The organism is Vitiosangium sp. GDMCC 1.1324 (assembly GCF_003044305.1).
In the GTDB taxonomy this organism is placed as follows: domain Bacteria; phylum Myxococcota; class Myxococcia; order Myxococcales; family Myxococcaceae; genus Archangium.
Map to the genome: position 1 here is coordinate 70,518 of NZ_PZOX01000016.1, position 22,971 is coordinate 93,488.

18 protein-coding genes are annotated in these 22,971 nt (G+C 70.3%); 5 read left to right on the forward strand and 13 right to left on the reverse strand.

Annotated features, from left to right (window positions below; translation table 11 throughout):
* Positions 1 to 50 precede the first annotated feature (50 nt).
* From DAT35_RS37140 to DAT35_RS37155, 4 genes are all read right to left on the reverse strand, one after another.
* Positions 51 to 1,010, reverse strand: coding sequence for a DUF2381 family protein (locus tag DAT35_RS37140; RefSeq protein WP_108074010.1), 960 nt, complete (start codon positions 1,008 to 1,010; stop codon positions 51 to 53).
* A 58-nt stretch (positions 1,011 to 1,068) separates the two neighbouring features.
* Complete coding sequence (locus tag DAT35_RS37145) at positions 1,069 to 2,727, reverse strand: PAS domain-containing sensor histidine kinase (RefSeq protein ID WP_108074011.1); 1,659 nt, start codon at positions 2,725 to 2,727, stop codon at positions 1,069 to 1,071.
* Positions 2,728 to 3,000: 273 nt separating this feature from the next.
* Entirely contained in the window at positions 3,001 to 3,444 is a 444-nt protein-coding gene (locus tag DAT35_RS37150) for a DUF2007 domain-containing protein (protein ID WP_108074012.1), read from the reverse strand.
* A 59-nt stretch (positions 3,445 to 3,503) separates the two neighbouring features.
* The gene (locus DAT35_RS37155) at positions 3,504 to 3,860 is read right to left on the reverse strand and encodes a response regulator (RefSeq protein ID WP_108074013.1); all 357 of its coding nucleotides are present in this window, start codon (positions 3,858 to 3,860) and stop codon (positions 3,504 to 3,506) included.
* Between the two features lie 152 nt (positions 3,861 to 4,012).
* Here DAT35_RS37155 and hpf point away from each other — a divergent pair, with 152 nt between their 5' ends.
* The 3 genes from hpf (at position 4,013) to DAT35_RS37170 (ending at position 7,419) form a co-directional block, all read left to right on the forward strand.
* Entirely contained in the window at positions 4,013 to 4,360 is a 348-nt protein-coding gene (hpf, locus tag DAT35_RS37160) for a ribosome hibernation-promoting factor, HPF/YfiA family (protein WP_108074014.1), read from the forward strand.
* Positions 4,361 to 4,486: 126 nt separating this feature from the next.
* A complete protein-coding gene (locus DAT35_RS37165) occupies positions 4,487 to 6,427 on the forward strand; it encodes an MXAN_5187 family protein (protein WP_108074015.1) in 1,941 nt (646 codons plus the stop codon).
* A gap of 104 nt (positions 6,428 to 6,531) precedes the next feature.
* Complete coding sequence (locus tag DAT35_RS37170) at positions 6,532 to 7,419, forward strand: NAD(P)-dependent oxidoreductase (RefSeq protein WP_108074016.1); 888 nt, start codon at positions 6,532 to 6,534, stop codon at positions 7,417 to 7,419.
* Between the two features lie 12 nt (positions 7,420 to 7,431).
* On the opposite strand, the gene DAT35_RS37175 is transcribed toward DAT35_RS37170, so the two are convergent.
* The 5 genes from DAT35_RS37175 to DAT35_RS37195 all read right to left on the reverse strand — a co-directional run bounded on the left by DAT35_RS37175 (position 7,432) and on the right by DAT35_RS37195 (position 13,574).
* Positions 7,432 to 8,256 carry a slipin family protein gene (locus DAT35_RS37175; protein ID WP_108074017.1) on the reverse strand — a complete coding sequence of 275 codons (825 nt, stop codon included), beginning with the start codon at positions 8,254 to 8,256 and terminating at the stop codon, positions 7,432 to 7,434.
* 312 nt (positions 8,257 to 8,568) lie between these two features.
* Positions 8,569 to 9,744, reverse strand: a complete 1,176-nt coding sequence (gene tuf, locus DAT35_RS37180; protein ID WP_108074018.1) for an elongation factor Tu — start codon at positions 9,742 to 9,744, stop codon at positions 8,569 to 8,571.
* A 338-nt stretch (positions 9,745 to 10,082) separates the two neighbouring features.
* Positions 10,083 to 11,312 carry an HlyD family secretion protein gene (locus DAT35_RS37185; RefSeq protein ID WP_108074019.1) on the reverse strand — a complete coding sequence of 410 codons (1,230 nt, stop codon included), beginning with the start codon at positions 11,310 to 11,312 and terminating at the stop codon, positions 10,083 to 10,085.
* A gap of 5 nt (positions 11,313 to 11,317) precedes the next feature.
* Entirely contained in the window at positions 11,318 to 12,946 is a 1,629-nt protein-coding gene (locus tag DAT35_RS37190) for a DHA2 family efflux MFS transporter permease subunit (protein ID WP_108074020.1), read from the reverse strand.
* Between the two features lie 4 nt (positions 12,947 to 12,950).
* Complete coding sequence (locus DAT35_RS37195) at positions 12,951 to 13,574, reverse strand: TetR/AcrR family transcriptional regulator (RefSeq protein WP_108074021.1); 624 nt, start codon at positions 13,572 to 13,574, stop codon at positions 12,951 to 12,953.
* 358 nt (positions 13,575 to 13,932) lie between these two features.
* On the opposite strand from DAT35_RS37195, the gene DAT35_RS37200 reads away from it, so the two are divergent.
* Together DAT35_RS37200 and DAT35_RS37205 are read left to right on the forward strand one after the other, a co-directional pair.
* The gene (locus DAT35_RS37200) at positions 13,933 to 14,607 is read left to right on the forward strand and encodes a hypothetical protein (protein ID WP_146210054.1); all 675 of its coding nucleotides are present in this window, start codon (positions 13,933 to 13,935) and stop codon (positions 14,605 to 14,607) included.
* A 55-nt stretch (positions 14,608 to 14,662) separates the two neighbouring features.
* The gene (locus DAT35_RS37205; RefSeq protein ID WP_108074199.1) at positions 14,663 to 15,937 is read left to right on the forward strand and encodes a DEAD/DEAH box helicase; all 1,275 of its coding nucleotides are present in this window, start codon (positions 14,663 to 14,665) and stop codon (positions 15,935 to 15,937) included.
* 42 nt (positions 15,938 to 15,979) lie between these two features.
* Here DAT35_RS37205 and DAT35_RS37210 read toward each other — a convergent pair whose 3' ends face one another.
* The 4 genes from DAT35_RS37210 to DAT35_RS37225 are packed head-to-tail and all read right to left on the reverse strand — an operon-like array spanning position 15,980 to position 22,951.
* A complete protein-coding gene (locus tag DAT35_RS37210; protein WP_108074023.1) occupies positions 15,980 to 17,629 on the reverse strand; it encodes a PAS domain-containing sensor histidine kinase in 1,650 nt (549 codons plus the stop codon).
* Positions 17,626 to 18,999: a peptide ABC transporter substrate-binding protein gene (locus DAT35_RS37215; protein ID WP_108074024.1), complete on the reverse strand. Its 1,374-nt coding sequence runs from the start codon at positions 18,997 to 18,999 to the stop codon at positions 17,626 to 17,628. The genes DAT35_RS37210 and DAT35_RS37215 overlap by 4 nt, the downstream gene beginning before the upstream one ends.
* The gene (locus DAT35_RS37220; protein WP_233261946.1) at positions 18,996 to 20,375 is read right to left on the reverse strand and encodes a VCBS repeat-containing protein; all 1,380 of its coding nucleotides are present in this window, start codon (positions 20,373 to 20,375) and stop codon (positions 18,996 to 18,998) included. The genes DAT35_RS37215 and DAT35_RS37220 overlap by 4 nt, the downstream gene beginning before the upstream one ends.
* Positions 20,372 to 22,951, reverse strand: a complete 2,580-nt coding sequence (locus tag DAT35_RS37225) for a penicillin-binding protein 1A (RefSeq protein WP_233261947.1) — start codon at positions 22,949 to 22,951, stop codon at positions 20,372 to 20,374. Before DAT35_RS37225 ends, DAT35_RS37220 begins: the two co-directional genes overlap by 4 nt.
* Between the last annotated feature and the right edge of the window lie 20 nt (positions 22,952 to 22,971).

The following is a 22,971-nucleotide window of genomic DNA, read 5'->3' on the forward strand; positions in this document are numbered from 1 at the left end:
GGGACCATGGAAGGGGCTCCTATCAAAGCGGACCTATTCGTGCTCTCAGGTCAACGCAGCAGATGGGAGGGAATCAGTTCGACGTAGGCTTGCCGCTGCCCGCCATTCCTGAAGAGCTCCAAGACGAGCTTGTTGCCGTCCCTGTCGGGCTCGAACGAGGCCAGGTCGGTGATGATGGCGATACGGCCCGTCTTGCCGGGAGCGATCGAGGACGGGGTTGCGCGAAGCGCGAACGGTCTTGGTGCCCGAGTGGTGGGGGACGAGAGCCGTGCCTCCTGCAACTCCCACGGTCTCGTGGGCTCCTTGTTCAGCACATTGAAGACGACGCCGACCTTCGTTTTCGCCGCCTTCTTGCTGGTCCTCTTGGGGATGAAGACGAGGATTTCGATCTCGAGCCCCTCGTTGCGCAACACCCACTTGTCGCCCTCCTGGAACGGGGTCAGTTCGATCTGGTCGTTGAGCAGGAGCGCGGCGAGGGCATGATCCACCGAGGTCTCCTCCTCGCGATGGCGGAGGTTCTCCTCTCGGAGGGCAGCGCTCTCCTCGCGCTCCGCCTGCAGTTGCCACCGGGTCGCCTCGGAGGACTCCTGATCGGGGAAGAGGTTGACCTGTCCATCCGTGCGTTCCTTGCTGGAAGTGATGGTGAACGGCAGCGAGGTGCCGTCCATCAACGTCACCAGCAGCATGAAACGGTCCTGTGGGTCCAGGTCCTTGAGCGGGACAATGACCACGGTCTTGCCACCCACGAGCAGGGGCTCGAAGCGACCCTCCCATCCCAGCATCTTCGTTCGACTCGGATCGCACTCGGTCACGAACCGGAGCGTGCTCACCACCCCACCGGCGACGAAGATCTCCGGCACTTCATGGGCGGGGTTCTTCGAGACGAACAGGGCCCTCGGCCGCGGTGATTCCGGGGGGAATTGCTGTCCGTGGGCGCTCGCGATCGTGGACGCCATCAGAAGCGCAACCAGGACCGCCTTCTGTGACTGGCCGATGGCAGAGGTCATCATCGGCCACCGAACCTAACCGGTCATGAGCCCGGTTCGCCAGGATTTTGAGCTCCCCCTGTCAGGAGGGCGTCGGGGCCTTGGCCGCGGGCGGGGGTCCCTCCAGGGGCAGTTCGACGGTGAAGGTCGATCCTTCTCCGGGCGTGCTGTCCACCTTGATTGTCCCCCCGTGCGCCTCGACCATCTGGCGGGAGATCCACAGCCCCAGCCCGAAGCCTCCGTACTGGCGGGACGACACCAGCCGCTCGAATCTCCCGAACAGGCGTTCCTTGTTCTCGGGCGAGATGCCGATGCCGTGATCCTTCACCCTCACCCGCGCTACGCGCGAGTCCCGCTCCAGCCGGACCTCGATGGGTTTGCCCGCCCCGTACTTCAAGGCATTCGAGAGCAGATTGGTGAAGACCTGGTCGATGCGGAGCGGATCCCATCGGCCCATCACCCCTTCCGGCGCTACCACCGACACGCTGCAATCCGCCTGCTCGGCCTCCCTCGAGAACCGGGCACACACCTCCCGCACCAGCCCCGACAGCTCGACCTCCTGGGGATCCAGCTCCAGCCGTCCTCCTGTGACACGCGACACATCCAGCAGCGAGGAAATGAGCTTCGTGAGCCGCTGGACCTGCCGGTTGACGACGTCCAGCGTCCGTTGGACCTTGGCCGGCCCGAGCGCCTCGATTCCCTTCTCCGCCACGATTCCCGAGAGGCTCTGGATGTGGAGCTGCAGGGAGGTGATGGGCGTCTTGAGCTCGTGGCCCGCGATGGACAGGAACTCCTCGCGGGTCCTCACGGCCTCCAGGGCGGCGGCCAGGCGGTGCCGCTGTTCTTCCGATTGTCTCTTCGCGGTGATGTCCCGGGCCAGATGGGAGAAGCCGCGCAGCTCCCCCGTCTCGTTCCGCAGCGCGGTGATGACGACGTTGGCCCAGAAGCGGCTGCCATCCTTACGTACCCGCCAGCCCTCCTCCTCGTAGCGCCCCTGCTCCCGGGCCACCTCGAGCTGCCGCTCGGGCTCGCCGCTCCCTCGCTCCTCGGGTGTGTAGAAGCGCGAGACGGGCTGGCCGATGATCTCCCCGGCCTGATAGCCCGTGGCCCCTCGGGCGCCCGCGTTCCACGTGGCCACGTTCCCGTCGGGATCCAACATGCAGATGGCGTAGTCCTGCACCCCCTCGACGAGCAGCCGGAACCGCTCCTCGCTCTGGCGCAGCGCCTGTTCCATCTTCATGCGCTCGGTGAAGTCGCGCGTCACCTTCGCGAAGCCGCGCAACTCTCCCGTCTTCGGGTCCCGCAGCGCGGTGATGATGACGTTGGCCCAGAAACGGCTGCCATCCTTGCGCACCCGCCAGCCCTCGTCCTCGAAGCGGCCCTCGGCCGTCGCCACCGTCAGCTCCCACGCCGGCTTGCCCCGCTCCAGATCCTCGGCGGGGTAGAAGCGCGAGAAGTGCTGGCCGATGATCTCCTCGGCCCGGTACTGCTTGATGCGCTGGGCCCCCTCGTTCCAGGAGCTGACGTACCCCTTGGGATCCAGCATGAAGATGGCGTAGTCCCGGACGCTCTCCACCAGCAGCCGGAAGTGCTGCTCGACCTGTTTCGTGGGCTCGATGGCCAGAAGGGCCCCACCCGCTGACGGTGCGCCCCTCTCTCTCGGGCTGGCGTGGGACCGCTCGCCTGCTACGTCCGCGTCTGCTGGCTCAAGGGGATTCGACTCGTTGTGCGGACCCATCATCAGTTGATCTCGGAACACTCTGGAAGATGCATTCACGTAATGAGCACAAACGTTGAGCCTCCCCCAGGGCTTCCAGCGGGAGCAGCGGGACATGGCCCACTCTCCCCTGCCTGACGTCCTGCCAAGAGATGAAAGGCGCGTCGATGGTGGAACGACCCCTCCGCTCACTTCGAGACGTCTCGAGGCGGTGTGGGTGAGGGGTAGGCCATGCACGCACAAACACCCCGAGTCCCAGGTGGGTCGACTCGGGGACGAGAGACAGCGAGCGTCCGCTCAGAGGGTTCCGGCGGGCGGGGGAGTGTCCTCGGTCTCGCGCTCTTCTTCCTCGGCGGCGCGGGCTGCGTCGTCGGCGGTGGCGTCCAGCTCGGCCTTCTCCCGGGCCAGCAGCTGGGTGGCGCGCTCCAGGTACTCCTCGCCGACCATGATCTCCCACCAGGGCTCGAGGGTGCCGGTGGTGAGCACGTCCACGGTGCCGGCGCGGCGCGGCCGGACGAACACGGGGATGTGCTGCACCTGGAGCAAGCGGGCGTAGTCCTCGGCGGTGAAGGGATCATCCGCCGTGGTGGCCCGGACGAACTTGCGGGTGTCTCCCTCGCCGGGCAGGGGGATGTGGCGCTGGCGCATGGTCTCGGCGTCCACCAGCTCGCTGCCAGGACAGTCCGCGCACTGCTTCACGCCGTCCTGGTATTCGGAACCACACTGCGTGCAGTACTTCATCGTGCCTCCCTCCAGGAACAACACCCTGGCAACCGGGCACGAAGTTAGCACGCCCGGCCTCAGTGCCTGGCTGCTTCCCCCAGGCTCCCGACGGCGGCTGACAAGCGCTCGACATCAATGGGCTTGCGCAGCACCACGTCACAGCAGCCCGCGTCCACGTCGGTGTAGCCGGACACGAGGATGACACCCGCCTTGGGCTGGCGCGTCTTCACTTCGTGTGCGAGTGCGGTGCCACACATGCCGGGTAGCGACTCGTCCGTGACGACCACATCCGGGTGATCGTCCTCGAAGGCCCGCAGCCCCGCGACTCCATCCGGCGCCGTGATGACGTCGAAGTCCATCTCGAGCAACTCCGCGAGGAGCTCGCGGCTGTCGCCGTCATCCTCGACCAGCAGCACCTTGATTCGCTCTCCCATGCGACTGAGCAACCCCGGAGCTCCGGCGAATCGTCCGCGCCGCTCGAGTGCCCGGTCCCCAGGCAGGAGAGCGGCCGAGGGAGCCTGGGCCAACACCGCTCACCGAATGTCCACGGGCTGTCCATTTTGAGAGACCAAGGGGAGGTGACGCCATGAAGGTGTTGATGCGAGGAGTCCACCTGGAGCTGTCGGACTCGCTGCGGGATTACGCCACGCAGCATCTGGTGGAGCCCATCAGCAAGTTCATCGATGACGACGAGGCGACCGAGATTGAGATCTCGCTGGTGGACGTCAACGGGCCGAAGGGGGGGCGGGACCAGGAGTGCCGGGTGAACGTGCGCATGCCGGGCTTCGCGGGCATTCACATCACGGAGACGGGGGAGACGTTGTTCCAGGCCATCGACCTGGCGAGGGATCGGCTGGAGAATACGGTCAAGCGCACCGTGCAGAAGCGGCGGGAGGCGAGCAGCCAGGGCCTCCCCGAGGACGTGCGCTCCTAGCGCACCAGTGGAGCCCGGACCCCTCGGCAGGAGTCCGGGCTTGCAGGCGGACCCTGACCGATTCTTGCTGGCCCCGAGCGGTGGACGCTATAAGCGGGACCCTTACCCCCGGGCTAAAGGTCGGCGATGGTCCGCTTCAAGTTCTTCGTCTTCGCGCTCCTGGTCCTCGGACTGGGGTTGGCTCATCTTCCCCTGGTGTCGGGACCGCTGAGCGTCCGGGTCACGGAGGATGCTTCCGCGCCCACCCGGACGGCCATCAGCGAGATGGCCCGTTCGTTGGAGTCGCGCCGGCTCGCGGTGCAGGGTGTGGCGCTGAAGCTGGCGGCGAGCCCGAACGTGGCCATCGCGGTCCAGCCCCACGTGGTGGCGCTGCCCAAGGGCAAGGGCATCCGCATCGAGGAGCCGCCCACGGGTGAGCGCTTCAGTGGCCTGCGCTCGGCCGCGAAGGAGCTGGTGCCCGAGCCGCTCAAGGGCGGCCTCGTGCTCGGGCTGCTCACCAACGAGGGCTCGCTGTACGCGCGCGCCGAGGAGGAGCCTGTCTCGGACGACAAGCTGGACGTGCAGGCGCTGGCGAAGGCGGGCAGCGAGGGCGTGGTGGTGGACGTGTTCGACGCGCCCCACGTCTTCTACTCGGTGCCCGTGCTGTGGAACGCCGAGGGAGGCCACGCGCAGGTGGCGGCGACCCTGGTGGTGGGCGCCCCGCTGGTGGCGGACAAGGCCGTGGAGTCCGCGGCCCTGGCGTCCGGCGTCGCCGCGATCGCGCTGGTGAAGGGGGACAAGGTGTTGGGCACCGCGGGCTCGCAGAAGGAGCTCGCCGAGGCGGGGCTCAAGGCGCTGCGCGCGGGCCAGATCGGCCACGTGGTGGAGCGCGGCAGTGTGCGGGGGTGGCTCCCCCAGGTGCCGCAGGTGAAGCTGCCGCTGTTCACCAGCCTGGAGGACAGCAAGGGCGGCCAGGCTCCGCTCGCGGTGGGCTCGCGCCGGGCGCTCGAGGGGGGACTCGAGGTCGTGGCCGTGGCCAGCGTACGGCCCTTCATGACCGCGCTGGCGGACTACCAGCAGAGCGCCCTCTTCGCGCTGATGTGCCTGCTGGGCTTCTCCCTGGTGTGGACGCTGGTGATGGGCTCGGCCCGCGCTCCGGCCCAGGCGCCCGCCGCCAAGGAGGAGAAGAAGAAGAAGGGCAAGAAGGGCCAGGAGGCCGAGGCCCCCGCGCCCGCTCCCCAGGCCGCGGCCCCGCTGCCCGTGGCGCCCGCGCAGGAGCCGCCCGTGCCCGGCCCGGATGACTTCCCCTTCCCGGCGTCTCCGGCGCCCACGGCCCCTCCGGTCGCGGCGGCCGCCGAGCCCGCCGACTTCCCGTTCCCTCCGGCTCCGGCTCCGAGCGGGGATGCCTTCCCGTTCCCGCCGCCCCCGGCTCCGGGCGCGGATCCGTATGGGTCGCCCACGGTGCCGGGGAAGGATCCGTTCGCCGGGCAGGCCCTGGGCGGGGATGCCTTCCCGTTCCCCACCGGGGACTCGGGTATGGGCGTTGCCACGGCGGAGGCCCGGCGTGGGGCGTTCGCCTTCGAGGATCAGCCGACGGCGGCCTACTCCCTGAAGCAGGCGGCGGATCCGTTCGCGGCCGCCGCTGCGCAGGCGGGGCTTCCGCCCGCGGACTTCGGTGCGGAGGCCGCTCCCGAGACGACCCGCGTGGCCGCCATCCCGCAGGAGTTGCTCGCGCGCTCGGCCCGGCCCAACACGGCCGAGGTGCCCCTCCCGAACCGACCGGGCCACCCTGGCGTCGCCGCTCCCTCGGCCGCGTCCACGCCCGTCATGGGCACGTCGACGCAGAGCCTGGGCATGCCGCCGCCCCCGTCCGAGGAGCAGCACTTCCAGGATGTCTTCCGCGAGTTCGTGGCCACGCGAGACCAGTGCGGCGAGCCCAATGACGGCCTGACCTACGACAAGTTCGTGGCCAAGCTGCGCAAGAACAAGGAGCAGCTCGTCCAGAAGTACGCCTGCAAGACGGTGCGTTTCCAGGTGTACGTGAAGGAGGGCAAGGCCGCCCTCAAGGCCACGCCCGTCAAGGACTGACGCGCGACACGGAGACTGTCGTCCAGAGGGCTCCAGGTCTTCTTGACCTGGGGCCCTCGTGTTTTTCCTGGTAGCTGTGGAGCCTTGCTCTCGGGGGAACGCACATGAAGGTGGGCTTCATCGGACTGGGGAACATGGGCCACGCCATGGCGAGGAACCTGCTCGCGGCGGGGCACGAGCTCAGCGTCTACAACCGCACGCGCGAGAAGGCCGAGTCCCTGCGCCAGCAGGGGGCCCGGGTCGCGGACTCGCCAGCGGACGCGGCGCGTGGGGTGGAGGTCGTCTTCACCATGCTCGCGGATGATGCCGCCGTGGAGGGCGTTGCCTTCGGCGGGTCGGGCCTACTGGCGGGGCTGGGGCAGGGGGCCCTTCACGTCTCGTCGAGCACCATCTCGGTGGCGCTCTCGGAGCGCCTGGCCGAGGCGCACGCGAAGGCGGGGCAGCGGTACGTGGCGGCGCCGGTGTTCGGCCGGCCGGCGGCGGCGGAGGCGAAGCAGCTCTGGGTGGTGGCCGCGGGCGCGAAGGCCGATGTGGAGCGGTGCCGGCCCCTGCTGGAGGCCGTCGGGCGTGGGCTCTCGGTGCTCGGGGAGCGGGCGTCCGCCGCGAACGTGGTGAAGCTGTCGGGCAACTTCCTGATCGCCTCGATGATTGAGACGCTCGGGGAGGCGTTCGCGCTGACGCGCAAGTCCGGCATCGAGCCGAAGGTCTTCCTGGATGTGTTCCAGTCGGTGTTCGCGCGCTCGCCCATCTTCGAGAACTACGCCGTGCAGATCGCCCGGGAGCAGTACGAGCCCGCGGGCTTCAAGCTGCGGCTGGGTCTCAAGGACGTGCGGCTGGTGCTGGAGGCCGCCGGAGCGGCGGAGGTGCCGATGCCGGTGGCGAGCCTCGTGCGCGACCACTTCCTCAGTGGCATGGCCCAGGGGAAGGGAGACCTCGACTGGTCGGCGCTCGGGGCGCTGGCGGCGGAGCGGGCGGGCCTCGACGGGAAGTGAGGCCGCGCTCGCTCAGGTAGACTCGGGCTCGTCACCCTCGGGGGGCGGTACCGGCGCGCTCCCCCTGGCCGGGCGCTTGTGCCCGAAGGGAGTCAGCTCCGGGCCCACGCCCAGGACGAAGGTGTTGCCGGGCGTGGTGCTCGCGCCGTCGAGCGTCTGCAGCATGCGCAGGTTCAGCAACGACGGGTTCTGCTCCACCATCCTCGCCGCGTTGGCCAGATTGCGCAGGGCCGCCGACTCGCCGCGCGCCTTCTCCAGCATGGCCTGTGCCTCCTTCTTCGCCTTGAGCGACTCGGCGAAGGCGCGGCGCAGATCCGCCGGCAGCATCACGTCCTTCACCTCCACCGACTCCACCGAGAGCCCGAACGCGCGCACCTCTCCGGCCACGCGCTCGCGCATGCGCTGGCCCAGGTCGAGCCGCCCCGACACCAGCTCCTCCAAGGGATGGCGAGCCACCTCCTCGCGCAGGGCGAGCTGCACGCTCAGGTAGAGCGCCTCCAGGAAGTTCTGCACACGGTGCAGGGCCTGCGCGGGCTCGGCCACGGTGAAGCGCACCGCGGTGCTCACCTTGAGGCCCACCTGCTCCTGGCTGAGCACGTCCTGGCCGGGCACGGTGAGCGAGCGCTGGCGCATGTCCACCTGCTGCGTGGTGACGCCGGAGCGCCGCATCCGGTGGGCCCCGGGCTCGAGCACGCGCACGAAGCGCCCCTGCCGGTAGACCAGGGTAGTGAAGCCCTCGGGGACGATCACCTTGAGCACGAGCACCTTGTAGGCCACCACGCCCAGGGCGAGTGCCATCACCATCAGCGGGAAGAGTCGCAGCGCGAGCGCGTCCATCGTGCACACCTCGTCTGGCGGAAGACGCCGGCTCCGGGAGCCCCGGCGGTACGGCGGGGGCTCTCCACCCGCATGGCCGTTCCGCACGGTGCGCCCGAAGGCGCTGGCTCCCGGAGCCTTCGTTGAGGAGTCGAACCTCGGCCTTTTCAGGCTGCCAGGGAAAGGGAGAGGCCCCAATCCCAGAACACCCCCGGACGATGTCCGCGGGCGCTGGAGAGGTCCTCCCAGGGGGCAGGGACGCGGTGTGCCCCTATGCCTGACATGTGCATGAAAAAAGCGCCGCTCCCGTCTCCGGAAGCGGCGCTCCTCACCTCACTTCACCGTGGTGACGACCCCGGCGCCGATCGTCTTCCCACCCTCACGGATGGCGAAGCGCATGCCCGGCTCCACGCCGATGGGGTGGAGCAGGCGGAAGCCCACCTGCGCCCGCCCGCCCGGCTGGACGAGCCCCTCGCCGTGCACCTCGATCGTCCCCGTCACGTCCGTACTCCCGAAGAAGAACTGCGGCGTGTACCCGGTGCCGAACGCCGTGTGGCGGCCGCCCTCGTGGGCGGAGAGCACGTACAGCTCGGCCTCACCCACCGCGTGCGGGTGGATGGAGCCCGGGGCGCAGAGCACCTGGCCGCGAGCCACCTCTTCCCGCTTGAGACCGCGCAGCAGGAGCCCCACGTTCTCACCCGCACGAGCCTCCGGCCGCTGGCGGTGGAAGGACTCGATGCTGGTGACCACCACCTCTCGCGTGTCCGGCCCGCCCGCCCCCACCAGCTCCACCGCCGACCCGGCCATGAGCACCCCGCGCTGGATGCGGCCCGTCACCACCGTGCCGCGCCCCGAGATGGTGAAGACGTCCTCGATGGGCATCAGGAACGGCGAGGTGTAGTCCCGCACCGGATCCGGAATGTGTCTGTCGAGCGCGTCCACCAGCTCACGGATGCAGCGGGTGGCCTCGTCCTGCACGCGCCCGGCGGTGACGGCCTCGAGCGCCTTGAGGGCCGAGCCCTTCACCATCCGCACGTCCGTGTAGCCATGGGCCGCCAGCAGCTCCTGCGTCTCGAGCTCCACCAGCGCGAGCAGCTCCGGGTCCGCCACGTCCACCTTGTTGATGAACACGACCATGTGCTCCACGCCCACCTGGCGGGCCAGGAGGAGGTGCTCACGCGTCTGCGGCTGGGGCCCCTGCGAGCCGTCCACCAACAGGATGGCGCCGTCCATCTGGGAGGCACCGGTGATCATGTTCTTCACGTAGTCCGCGTGACCGGGGCAGTCGATATGGGCGTAGTGACGCGTGTCCGACTCGTACTCGACGTGGGCGATGTTGATGGTGATGCCGCGGGCCCGCTCCTCGGGCGCGCTGTCGATCTGGTCGTAGCCGAGCCCCTTGCCGCCATGCAGCGCGGCCATCACCTGGGTGAGGGCGGCGGTGAGGGTCGTCTTGCCGTGGTCCACGTGGCCGATGGTGCCAACGTTGACGTGCGTCTTGGTGCCCATGGGAGTTGCTCCTGGTTGTGGGCCGGGCCGGCCCGGTTGAAGTGCTGGAAAAAGAAAAACCCCTCGGACCACGCGGGCCCGAGGGGTCGGACGGGGAAGGCGCTGTCGGACTCAGCCGATCAGAGCGCTCCCTCGCGCCGCACACGCGGGTCTCGCGACGAGCGGTTCGCCGCTGAGACTGAGAGTGATGACGTGGGCGCGAAGGGGGTCATGGCCGTCGAAAAGAAGGAGAAAATCCAGGAGCACGGACGCGGGGGGCTACAAAAACTGACGCGCCCCGGCGCGGGGGCACCGGGACGCGTCTGGGGGTGGGCTCGGGGGAGCCCGTGGGGGGAGTCCTATCCGCCCGTGTGCACGGTGACCTCGGCGGAGAGGCCGGCGCGCAGCACCAGGTCCTTGGGCGGCTTCACCCAGGTGATGCGCACCGGGACGCGCTGCACCACCTTCACGAAGTTGCCCGAGGCGTTGTCCGCCGGCAGCAGGGAGAAGCGCGCGCCGGTGCCGCCCGACAGGCTCTCCACCTTGGCCTCGAGCTTCTCGTCGTCGTAGGCGTCGATCTTCACCGTCACCCGCTGGCCCGGCTTCATCTCGCCGACCTGCGTCTCCTTGAAGTTGGCCACCACGTACGTCTCCGGCGGGACGAGCTCCGCCACCGCCTGGCCGGGCGACAGCAGCTGGCCCTCGTGGATGGTCAGCTTGGACACCTGGCCGTCCGAGGCCGCGACGATGTGCGTGTAGTCCAGCTGCAGGCGGGCCTGCTCCAGCGCCGCCTCGGCCGACTTCACCCGGGCGTGGGCGAGCGCCGCGCTGGCGCGGGCCGCGGCGATCTTCGCGTCGATGGGCGCGCTCTGGTCCAGGTTGCCCTGGGCCTCGGCCACCTTGCTCTGGGCCACGCGCCGGCCTTCCTCGGCCGCGGCGAGCTGCGCGCGAGCACCCTCGAGGGCGGCCTGCGCGGCGTCGTTGGAGGCCTTGGCGTCGTCATAGCTCTTCTGGGAGACGGCCTTGGCCTCCACGAGCTGCTCCTGGCGCTCGAGATCCAACTTCGTGCGGCGGGCATCCGCCTCGGCGCGGGCGAGCGAGGCCTTGGCCACGGCGATCTGCGCCTCGGCGCTGCTGGCGGCCGCGCTGCTGGTGGACACCATGGCGCGGGCGCTGGAGAAGCCGCCCTTGGCACCCGCCTCGGCCACGGTGGCCTGGGCGTCGGCGGCCTGGGCCTGGGCCTGGGCCGACTCGAGCTCCGCCTCCGCCTGCTTCACGCGGGCGGCGTAGTCGCGCGGGTCGATCTCCACCAGCGCGTCGCCCTTGTGCACGAAGGCGTTGTCCGCCACGAGCACGCGCATCACCGGCCCGCCCACGCGCGAGGCGATCGGCACCACGTCCGCCTCCACCTGTGCGTCATCCGTGGTCTGCTGCCCGCGTGTGGCCACCAGGTAGCCACCGATGCCGAGCAGCAGCACGCTCACGATGGTGCCGAGGATGAGGAAACCCCGGCGGCCCTTCTTCTGGAGTTGAGCGGGCGATGGGGCCTGCTCTTCGGGTTGAACGATATGGGGTGCGGTCGAGGCCATGGGTTTCAAATCTCCACGTCGATATGAGCGGGTTCTTGAGGCCCGTCTTTGAGCTTCGGGGCCTTGAGGAAGAGGACGAGCGGCATCACCACCAGGAAGAGCAGTGCCGCCAGAACGAAGAGCTTGTCGAAGGCCAGCACCATGCCCTGGCGGGCGGTGATGCCGGAGAGCATGCGGAGCGCGGTCTCCTGGGCGTGCGCGTAGTCCATGCCGCGCGCCATGAAGCCGCCGCGCAGCTGCGCCAGCCGGGTCATCACCTCGGGGCGCTCGGCCGTGATGTGCGTGGCGAGGACCGCCTTGCCTTGCGCGCCGTAGCGCGACAGCAGGCTGGCGAACACGGCCAGTCCGATGGAGCCGCCAATCTGCCGCAGCAGCGAGCTGAGGCCCGTGGCATCTGGCATCCGGTGGCGGGGGATTCGCGACAGCGCCACGGTGGACAGGGGCACGAGCATCAAGGAGAAGCCCAGGCCCTGCAGCATGATGGCGGCCATGATGTTGCTCGTGCCGGTGTCCAGGTTGAAGTGGCTCATCTTGAAGACGCCCAGGCCCGTGAGCGCCAGCCCACACGCGATGAAGACCTGGGGCGGGAAGCGGGTGTAGATGCGCCCGATGATGGGCATGAGCGCCAGCATCATCAGCGTGCGCGGCATCAGCGCCAGGCCGGACTGCGTGGCGGTGAAGCCCAGCAGCTCCTGCATGAACATGGGCAGCAGGAACATGCTGGCCATGAGGATGGAGAACATCAGCGCGCTGAGCAGCGTGCCCGAGGTGAAGACGGCGTCCTTGAAGAGGCGCAGGTTGACCACGGGCGCCACGGCGGTGAGCTCGCGGATGACGAAGGCCACCAGGCACACGCCGGACAGCAGCGCGCAGATGACGATCTCCGCGGAGTCGAACCAGTCGTTGCTCTGGCCTTCCTCGAGCATGTACTGGAGCGCCGCCAGGCCCACGCACAGCAGCACGATGCCCGCCCAGTCCATGTTCTTGCGCTGCTTCTCGCCCTCGGCCCGGTTGGCGGCGAGCAGGTCCGCCGGCTCCTCCACGAAGCGCGCCACCATGAAGAAGCCGAGGATTCCCACCGGCACGTTGATGAAGAAGATCCACGACCAGTGGAAGTTGTCGACGATGTAGCCACCCAGCGTGGGGCCGATGGCCGGCCCCACCATCACCGCCATGGAGAAGAGCGCCATGGCCATGCCCTGCTCCTTGGGCGGGAACGTCTGCCGGAGGATGGCCTGCTCGGTGGGTTGCAACGCGCCGGCGCCGAAGCCCTGGATGGCGCGGAAGAACACCAGCGAGGGCAGGTTCCACGCCAGGCCACACAGGAACGAGCCCACCACGAAGAGCGCGAGGCAGGCCAGGTACACCCGCTTCTGGCCGAAGAGCCGGCCGAAGAAGGCGGTGAGCGGCATCACCATCACCGTGGCGAGGGCGAAGCCGGTGGTGGTCCAGGTGATCTCCTGCACCGTGGCGCTCACCGCGCTGCGCAGCTGCGGCATCGCCACGTTGACGATGGACGAGTCGATGGCCCCCATCAGGGTGCCGAACGTCACCGACAGCGTGACGAGCCATTTGTTGGGCGGAGCCCGGAGCGGAACCGCCGCTGCCGGGGCCGCTACTGCGGCAGATGACATGGAGTCAGACCTCGATACCTTTCAAGAAGACCTGGAGCAGCACATCCGCCCCTCGTTGGAGCTCGTCGCTCCGCTGCGTATCCGCCGCCTTCATGAGCAGGCCTCGCACCATGCCCAGCAGCAGCGACGCGTAGAATTCCGAGCCCTCGCGCCGCAGCTCGCCCGAGGCGACTCCGCGCTGGATGAGCCGCTCCATCCGGGTCGAGATCTCCGCCAGGGTGCCCGCCTTCTGCGGGAACCCGGCGCTGCGCACGAGCTCCGACTGCATCACGATGGCGAAGAACCGGGCGTGCTCGCGGAAGTGCGCGAAGGTCGTGTCGAGCAGCGCCCGGAGCTGCTCCTGAAAGGCACGTCCCTCCACCTTGGTCAGCACCGCGTCCACCCGCGTCATCAGCGCCTCGCGCCTCACCCGGATGAGCTCCAGCAGCAGCGCGTTGCGATCCTCGAAGTGGTTGTAGAGCGTGCCCACCGACACACCCGCCCGCTCGGCGATGTCCTCCATCCGAGCCCCGAACCCCTGCTCGGAGAAGACCTGCTCCGCCGCGGCGCGGATGGCGTCTCCTGTGGCTTCCCGGAGCCGGGCGCGAAGCCTCGGGGCCGGTGCACGTTTCGCTGAATCTCGGTTCATTTTCTGAGTTCTGAATTAACTCCGTCCCAGCCGCGCGTCAACTCGGACCCTGGACCGAGACCTGGGGTGTGGGTCGGGGTAGGGCTCGGAGTCCTGTTTACAGTCCAGACGGCCAGGGAGGCGCTCATGTGAGACCTCGGCCGGAGGTGGCGGTGACGAGCGCGGGCCGCATCTGCTGGCCGGGAAAGTGGGGACGGGTGTCACGCTTTCCGGGCAGCGGCCTATGAAGGGGCGGAGTCGCCAGACAATGGCAATGGTGACTTCTACGAAGTACCGCTCGCGGCCGTGGGGCTGCCCGCGCCGGGGAAGTAGCTCGTGTGCTAAGGCCACGCGTGAAGACACCGAGCGGAGGCTTCTCGTGTCGACATGCGTGGCGGTGCGGTGGATGTTGGCGCTCCTCCTCTTGCTCCCGGCGGTGGCTCGGGCCGGGGAGGGGAGGCGCTGGGATGTCCCCACCCTGGGGGCTGGCGGAATCCCGCGAGGGCTGAGGCTCGTGCAGGAGCCGGCCGGGGACTCGCCGAAGCTCATTCCGGATGTCGTACAGGGGACGCCCCCCGTGCGCCCCTTGTGGCAGCGATTGCTCGTCGAGGGGGCGGCGGGTGTGGGCACGGGCCTCGTGGGGGCTCTCGTTGGCGCTGAGCTGCTCCTGGTGGGGAGCGGATTTCAACTCTTCGATACCTCTGCCCACCTGCCGCTCCTTCCCTTCGCGCTCGCGGGCATGGCGGTCGGTTTCCCGCTGGGCGTCTGGTGGGGCGGCGAGTTGATGATGGGCCAGGGGCGCCTGCTCGCGACGTTCGGAGGTTCTGCCATGGGGTGGCTCCTGACGGCGGGGCTGTGGGTCCTGTCGGAGCAGGCGAGCACGCCGCTCTCGGGCATCCTCAAGGGCGTGGCCGTCCCCCTGCCCGCCGCGGGCGCCCTCCTGGGGTACGAGGTCTCCTCCAGCCTCCGGAAGAAGGCGGAGGGACTTCAGGTGCAGCCGGCGCTTGTCCTCTCCTCGGACCATGGGGCACTGGTGCTGGCCGGGTGCTTTTGAAACCTCGAGCGCGCGCCGGGTGGTTCTCTCCCTGGCGGCGTGGTACCCCCGTCCCGTGAGCGACACCTTTGCCCAACTCGGTCTGTCTCCCGAGTCCCTCGACGCCGTGCGCCGCGCTCGCTTCTCGCGGCCCACTCCCATCCAGGCGCAGGCCATTCCTCCGGCGCTCGCCGGCAAGGACGTCATCGGCTGTGCTGCGACCGGCACGGGCAAGACGGCCGCGTATGTGCTGCCCCTGGTGGAGCGGTTCGCTGGCCGGAAGGGGACGCTGGGACTGGTGCTGGCACCCACCCGCGAGCTGGTGCAGCAGATCGCCGGGCCGGTGGAACTCTTCGGCGGGTCGCGTGGCGTCTCGCACTCCGTGGTCATCGGCGGCGAGGACATGGCGGCGCAGGCCGAGGCGCTGAAGCGGCGGCCCTCGCTGGTGCTCGCCACACCGGGGCGGTTGGTGGACCTGCTGGAGGCGCGCGCCGTGTCGTTCGCGCACCTGGAGGCCCTGGTGCTCGACGAGGCGGACCGGATGCTGGACATGGGCTTCCTGCCGCAGATCGAGCGCATCCTCGCGGCGCTGCCCCGCCGACGGCAGACGTTGCTGTTCTCCGCGACGCTGGGCCCGGATGTGAGCCGCTTCGCCCGCGAGCAGCTCTACCGGCCGGTGCGCGTGGAGGTGACGCGAAGTGGGACGCCCGCTGAGCGCGCCGAGCAACGGCTGTACGTGGTGAAGCCCGAGGAGAAGTCGGCGCTGCTGCTCACGTTGTTGGCGCATGACGAGGAGACGGCGCTCATCTTCACGCGGACGAAGGAGCGGGCGGACAAGGTGCTCCTGGCGTTGCAGCGGGCGGGGTACCGGTGCGCGGTGCTGCATGCGGATCGGACGCAGGATCAGCGCAACCAGGCGATGAAGGGCTTCCGGCAGGGGGCGTACAGGTGTCTGGTGGCCACGGACATCGCGGCGCGTGGGCTGGACGTGGAGGACGTGGGGCACGTCATCAACTACGACCTGCCCCATGCTCCGGAGGACTACGTGCACCGCATCGGCCGCACGGCGAGAGCTGCCGCGAGCGGAGTGGCCTCGACGTTTGTCACGGCGAAGGACCGGCTGATGGTCGAGCGCATCGAGAAGATCATGCGGGCCGGAATTCCCCGAGCGACGGTGCCACGCGAGGACCCTGTCTTCCAGGCGGAGGTGGAGCGCCTGGAGGCCGCCCAGCGAAACCCGGGTCCGCCGCAGAAGGACCACGGCGTCTCCAAGAGGGCCCCTGGACAGGCCCCGGGGCGGCACGCGCGGTCGCACGGGAAGGATCCTCGCTCCGGTGGAACGGAGGAGTGACGCTCAGTCCCGCGAGGGCTCGGCCTTCCCGCAGATGAGCTGTCAGCGCTCGCGGGGCAGGGACAGGGTGAAGCAGGCGCCCTGGCCGGGTTCGCCTCCCACGTCCAGCTTGCCTCCGTGCTCCTGGAGGATCCGCGCTGCAATCGCCAGTCCCAGGCCCGTGCCCCCCTCTTTCGTCGTGAAGTAGGGCTCGAAGATGCGGGCGCGGTGCTCGGGTGGAATCCCCGGGCCGCTGTCCTGGACCTCGACCACCGCCTCCCGCTCGTTGCCTCGCACTCGCACGTGCAGGTTCCCGCCTCCCTTGGTCATCGCCTCCTCGGCGTTCTTCACCAGGTTCACCAGCACCTGCGTCAGTTGGTCCCGGTCCGCCTTCGCCACCACCCCCGGCTGGACCTCCGAGTGGATGTGGATGCCCTCCGGCGGCGAGGCGTACAGCGCCAGCACGTTCTGCGCGAGCTCTCCCAGGTCCACCGGCTCTAGTTGGGGCTTGGGCAGGCGCGCGAAACGGCTGAACTCGTCCACGATCCGCCGCAGCCGGTCCACCTCTTCCAGGATGACGCCCGCGCTGTCCCGGAACAGTGCCGGGAAGCGCGCGTCCTGCGCGTCCTGCACCGCCATCAGCGTCTCCAGCGACATGCGGATGGGCGTCAGCGGGTTCTTGATTTCGTGCGCCAGCCGCCTCGCCACCTCCTGCCATGCCGCCACGCGCTCGCTGGCCACCAGCCGCTCCGTGGTGGAGCGCAGCTCCGTCGTCATGTGGTTGAACGTCTTCACCAGCTCGCCCACCTCGCCCGTGGCCTTCACCTGCACCTGCACGTCCAGCGCGCCCTCTCCTACGCGCCTCGCTCCCGAGGTGAGCGCTTCCACCGGCTGCGTAATCCGCCGGGCCATCAGCAGCCCCAGCAGCACCGCGAAGCTCAGCCCCAGTCCGGCCAGCAGCAGGAAGGCGCGCAGCACTCCGAGCGAGGCCTCGCGCTCGGCAGCCCGGCTGAAGACGAGCCGTACCGTGGCGGCCTCTCCCATCGGCAGCACCCGCGCCACCGTGGGCGGTGTGACGCTGCCCGCCTTCGCCACCACCGTGTCCCCGGACAGCAGCGACACCTCCGCCCCCGTGAGCCGCGCCAGGTGTGCCGCCAGCCCCTGGTCCAGTAGCACTCCGCCCACCACCCACAGCCTCGAGTCCCCGTAGTCCACCGGTCTCGCGATGACGAGCGCGGGCACCTCGCTCAGCCCCTGGTCCCCTCGCACCGACACCTTCACCGGCACCGGCCTCGCGGACTTCTCCCGCGTCACGGCGAAGAGCACCGGGTCCGGGTCTCCCCGGCGCGCGGGCAGGTGTCCCGAGGACAGCGTCGTCCCCTTCCGATCGAAGAGCGACAGCACCGTGAGGCCCCGGCTCTTCATCAGCGCTTGCGCGGTGTCTCCGCGGATGGCCCGGGCGGGGGACTCGCGGGCGTCTCTCGCCAGGTCCTCCATGACGGGGCTCTCCACCAGCTCCTCCACCGCCCGGCGCGCGGTGGCTCCGGCTCGCTCGAGGGCCTCCTGCGCGGAGTCGGTGGCGCCCTCCATGCGCGCGTCCAGCCCCTTCGACAGCGTGGCGCGCAGCCGCGTCAGCGTGAAGGGCACCATCACCGCCAGTGGCACCAGTGCCAGCAGGGCGAAGGCGAGCGCCAGCCTCGTCCTCAGTCTCATCTCCGTGCTCCCGGGACTCCCGCCTGCGCCGGCTGGAGCCATACACCGTCCAGCACGGGCAGCCCCTGGGCGTCGAAGACGAGGCCTCCCACCTCCGGTGCCGCGCGCAGTGCCAGTCCCTGTGCATAGAGGGGCAGCAGTGGCACGGACGGGGCGAGCGCCAGGGCCCGCTCGCGCACCTTCGCGTCACGCGCCTCCGGGTCCGTCAGGGCACCGATACGTGGCAGCTCCACTCCGAGCAGATCCTTCCGGCCCGCGGCGTCCAGCACCACGGCCAGGGCCGGGCCGGGCACGGGTGGCAGCAGCAGCGAGTGCAGCATCAGCTCGTAGTCACCCTTCGCCCAGCGGGCGCGCAGCTCGGCGCGCGGCAGCGGCTCCAGCGCCACGTTGTAGCCCCGGTCGTGCAGCTTCACCTGGAGGCGCTCGGCCACCGCGCGCTGGTCCTCGTTGCCCACGTCGTAGAGGAGCGTCACCTTGCGTCCGGCCTGGGGCTCGGGCGGCGTGGGACGCACTCCGGGGGTCGGCGGGAGCAGCGCGGGGGGCAGCAGGTTCGGCATGGGCACCGCGGGCCCTCGCACGAAGAGGCGCGTGAGATCCTCCCTGTCGACGGCGCTCTCCACCGCCTGCCGGAAGTCCGGCGGCACGCGCCTCGGCGACCAGGCCAGATAGGTGGCGTACAGCGCCGCTCCGGAGACGGTGCCTCCATCGGAGAGGACGCCGAGCGCCACCTGGGTCTCATGCGTCGACCACAGCCGCGAGAGGCCGCGCTCATCCGTGGGCAGCAGGCGCACCCTGTCCACGTACGGCCGGCCCTCGGTCCATGCGAGCCGTGCCTCCACGGTGTTGCTCCCAGCGGCGGAGAACGGGCCGAGCGCCGCAGGGGCGGAGCGCGGCGGGGCGAGCGCGGGGTGGCACAGCGCGCGCTCCAGGTCCGGCCACGGGAAGGCGAGCGCCATCTCCAGGGTGTCGCTGGTGGCGGAGAGCTGCCGGCCCTCGCCGCGCAGCGGGAAGAGGAGGGCGCGGTAGGGCGAGGGGGCCTCGGCGCCCGTGAGCCGAGCCCAGGCGCGGACGAGTGCCTGGGCCTGGGCGGGCGAGGGCAGTCCCAGGCGTACCACCTGAGCGGAGGGGCGCGAGGGCTCCCGGGCGAGTCCGGGCGACAGGTGTCCGTCCGGGGCCAGGTGGCAGGCAGGCCGGGAGACGAGGCCGAGCAGGGTGGCCTCGATGGGTGTATCGGCGAGGGCCGGGTCTCCGGGCTCGGCGGGGCCGGTGTGGGCGACGCGCAGCTCGCCTCCGTAGGGGACGCGGCCGGCGGCGAGCGACGGCGTAGCACCGAGCAGGAGGAGGCTGACGAGGGCGTGGTGGAGCGTCATGGCGCACCCTGGCGCAGGAGGAAGAGCACGCCGGTGCCGTCCGGGAGGGTGAGGCCCACCACCACCTCGCGGCGCTTGTCTCCGTCCAGGTTGGCCGTCACCACCTGAAGGGCGCGGCCGGAGGGCAGGGGCCCCTGCCAGAGGGGCTCGTGGATGGTGGGATCGCCCCCATTCGTCTTGAAGACGCGCAGGACGTCCGGCGACGGTTGGAGCTCGGGCGAGGTGGTGATCAGCTCCGGCGTCCCATCTCCGTCCAGGTCTCCGAGCGCGCTGCCGGCGCCGAGGCCGGAGAGCTGCAGGGGCGCCGCCGAGGGCCGGGGGAAGAAGGTGGCCGAGCCCTCCGGGTGGACGAGGAGGACGCGGGAGTTGGCGGCGCTGAAGGTGGTGAATCGGGTCGGCACACCCGCCAGACGCTGCTCCCCGTTGCCCAGCCGCACCTCGGGAGCGAAGGCCGTCTGTCCGGGCACGAAGGCGCCACGAGCCTCCGGGCCCAGGATCGGGGCCTCGAGCCGGGACACGCCTCGCAGCGAGCCACCCTCCAGGGAGAGCACCTCGCCGTGGGCGAAGCGGGTGGAGAAGGCGGCGATGCGCGGCGGCCCGGAGAGGATGGCCAGCGAGCCGAAGGGCTCACGCGTGGGAGCGGGGCTGGGAGGCAGCACCTCCAGTGAGCGCTCGGCGACGAGGCGCCCATCCGCGGCGAAGACCAGGACGGAGCGCTCGGTGAGCACGGCCACCTCGTCCTTGCCGTCCCCATCGAGGTCCCCGGCGGCGAGCGCGGCGGGAGGGGCGGGAAGGCGCGTCAGCACGGCGCCCAGCAGGCGCAGGGGGCGTGGCTCCTCGGGGGGCGCGGGCGTGCGTGGAGGCTCCACGGCGGCGAGTGCGAGTGCCGCGGCATCCGCCTCCACGGAGCGGGCGATGGCGGCGGCGGGCGAGGGCGCGCGAGTGGCGGCGCGGCCGGACCAGAAGTTCACCCAGGTGCCGAACACATCGCCGTGCGCGCGCAGTTCCCCGGCCTCCACGCCGAGGGTGATCCGCGCCAGGGTGCGGGCTCCCTGCTCGCGGGCGCGTGCTTCAGCGGCCTCGGGAGAGGGCGCCTCCAGCACCACGGGAGCGAGCCCGGCGGAGGCGAGCCGCGAGGCGAGCAGCGTCCCGAAGGCGCGCCGCAGCTCGGGGGCACCGCCTGAGAGGAACAGGGCCACGGGGGGCTCGGGCTTCACTTCGCGCACGTCCGAGGCCACGGCCTGGGCGAGCCGCTCGAGGGCGGACGCCTCCGGGGTGGACGGAGCGGCCTGGGCGGCCGGAGGGGGCGTGGGAGGTTTCGCGGCCGGAGCGGGGAGCGCGGCCAGGAGCAGAGCGGCGGTGAGGGCGCGGCTCACAAACCCCCCCGGCTACCTTCCTGGAGGAAGAAGTCGCTCGGGCTGACGTGGCCGGGAGGAGGCGCCTCGGCGGTGGGCTGGGTGCCCTCGAGGAAGGGCTCGAGCCGGCCGGGCACGGAGTTGCCCGCGAGCAGGCCGGTGGCGGGATCGATGCGCACCTGCACCACGCCCGGGGGCACGTCGAACTCGCGCGCGGGCAGGCCCTGGTGGGCGGCGCGCATGAACTCCAGCCAGATGGGGAGGGGAGCGCGGCCACCGGTCTCGGAGCTGCCCAGGGGCGAGTGGTCGTCAAAACCCACCCACGCACTGGCGACCCAGTCCGCGGTGAAGCCGGAGAACCAGGCGTCGCGGTTCTCGCTGGCGGTACCCGTCTTGCCGGCGGCGGGGCGGTTGAGCTCCGTCACCGCGCGGGCCGTGCCCTCTTCCACCACGCTGCGCATCAGCGAGGTGGTGAGGAAGGCCACCGCTGGGGGCAGCGTCTCCTCGAAGGCCGGCTGGTGCTCCTCGAGCACCTTGCCCTGCGCGTCCATCACCTTGAGCAACAGGAGCGGCTCGGCGTAGCGGCCGTTGGCCTGCAGCGTGGCGTAGGCGTTGGCGGCCTCGAGGATGGACACCTCGCCGGTGCCGAGCGCCAGGGTGAGGTTCTCCGGCAGCGGCGAGCGGATGCCAGCGCGGCGGGCGAAGTCGATAGCGGTGTTGGGGGTGATGGCCTCGATGAGGCGCACGGACACGGTGTTCTTGGACTTGGTGAGGGCCTCGCGCAGCGTCATGGGGCCCTCGAAGGTGCGGTCGTAGTTCTGCGGCTTCCACGTCTTGCCGGTGTACGGATCGCGGATGGCCTCGGGGGCGTCGTTCACCGTGCTGATGGTGGTGTAGCGCCCGCTGCCGAGCGCGGCGCCGTAGAGGAAGGGCTTGAAGGACGAACCGGGCTGACGCCGGGCCTGGGTGGCGCGGTTGAAGGGCGAGAGCTTGAAGTCATAGCCGCCCACCATGGCCACCACGTGGCGGTTGCTCGGGTTGATGACGACGAGGCCGCCCTGCACGAGCGGCACCTGGTCCAGCGTGGCCTCGAGCAGCGCGGGAACGGGGGTGACGCGCGTGATGCGCACGATCACGATGTCCCCGGCCTTCATCACGTCCGACATCTTCGTGGGAGCACCCTTGCCCTTGAGGCGCGCCCAGGTGACGGAGGAGAAGGGAATCTCCGCGGTGCGGCCCACCAGGTCCACGCGGGCCTTCTTGCCCGAGTCATCCACCTGGGTGACGTAGCCGGCCACGCGCAGGCCCTCCTTGAGGGGCGCGAGCTGCACGTCGCGCGCGAGCTTCTCCTCGGCGGAGAGCTTCTCGTCCTCTTCCTCCTCTGCGGTGGTGGTCACCACCGGCTCCTCGGCCGACTTGGGCGGCTGCTCGCCCGTCTGCGCGAGCGAGGAGAGATCGGCCACGTAGGCGCCTTCCTTCTGGCGCCGGCCCGCCTCCTCGATGTGCGTGGCGATGAGGGGCTTGAGCTTGTCGAAGCGCGCGGGCTCCAGCGTGCCCAGGGCGCCGCGGTAGCCCTGCCGCCGGTCCACGGCCTCCAGCCCCTTGCGCACCGACTCATCGGCGATGCCCTGGAGCTTCGGATCCATGGCGATGTCCACGCGCAGGCCCCCGGTGAGCACGGCCTCCTCGCCGTAGCGGGCCACGAGCGTGCGGCGGATCTCCTCGGCGTAATAGGGGCCCACCTCGGGGGGCGGCCGCGGGGCGAGCACGATGGGCTTGTCCAGCTCCTTGGCCACCACGTCCTTCGGGAGGAATCCGTGCTCGGCCATCTGCCCCAGCACGTAGCGCTGGCGCTGCTTGGCCTTGACGATGTTCCTTTCCGGGTTGATGCGGTTGGGCGACTGCACCGTGCCCCCGAGCACCGCGGCCTCGCCGATGCTCAGGTCCTTGGCGTGCTTGCCGAAGTAGTAGAGCGCCGCCTCCTCGATGCCGCTGCGGCCCTGCCCGAAGTAGGACTGGTTGATGTAGAGGCCGAGGATCTGATCCTTGGTGAGCGTCTGCTCCACACGCGGGGTGAGGATCCACTCGCGAATCTTGCGCGACAGGCTGCGCTCGGGAGACAGCAGCATGTTCTTCACCACCTGCTGCGTGATGGTGGAGGCGCCGGACTTGCGGCTGCCGGGGATGAGGTTCTTCACGGCGGCGCGGGTCATGCCGATGAAGTCGAGGCCCTCGTGCTTGTAGAAGTCCGCGTCCTCGGCGCCGAGGAACGAGTTGCGCACGTGGGGCGGCAGGTCCTTGACGTCCACCACGGTGCGGCGCCCCTGGGGCATGAAGAACTCGGCGCACACGGAGCCGTCGGCGCACCGCACCTTGGTGACCTGGGGCAGGGCGTAGGTGCGCAGGGCCTCGGGCGAGGGCAGATCTCGGCTGAAGTAGAGGTATGCGCCCAGGACGGTGAGCACGAGCAGCACCAGGCCCACGGCGGCCACGAGGAGCAGCCGCTTCGTCCAGTGCCACAGGCGGGCACCCAGACCGGAGCGGGCGGGAGGCGCCGGAGGAGGGGCGGGAGTCGGGGATTGGGGCTGGGAGCTCATCTCGCGGGCCGTGTTCATGG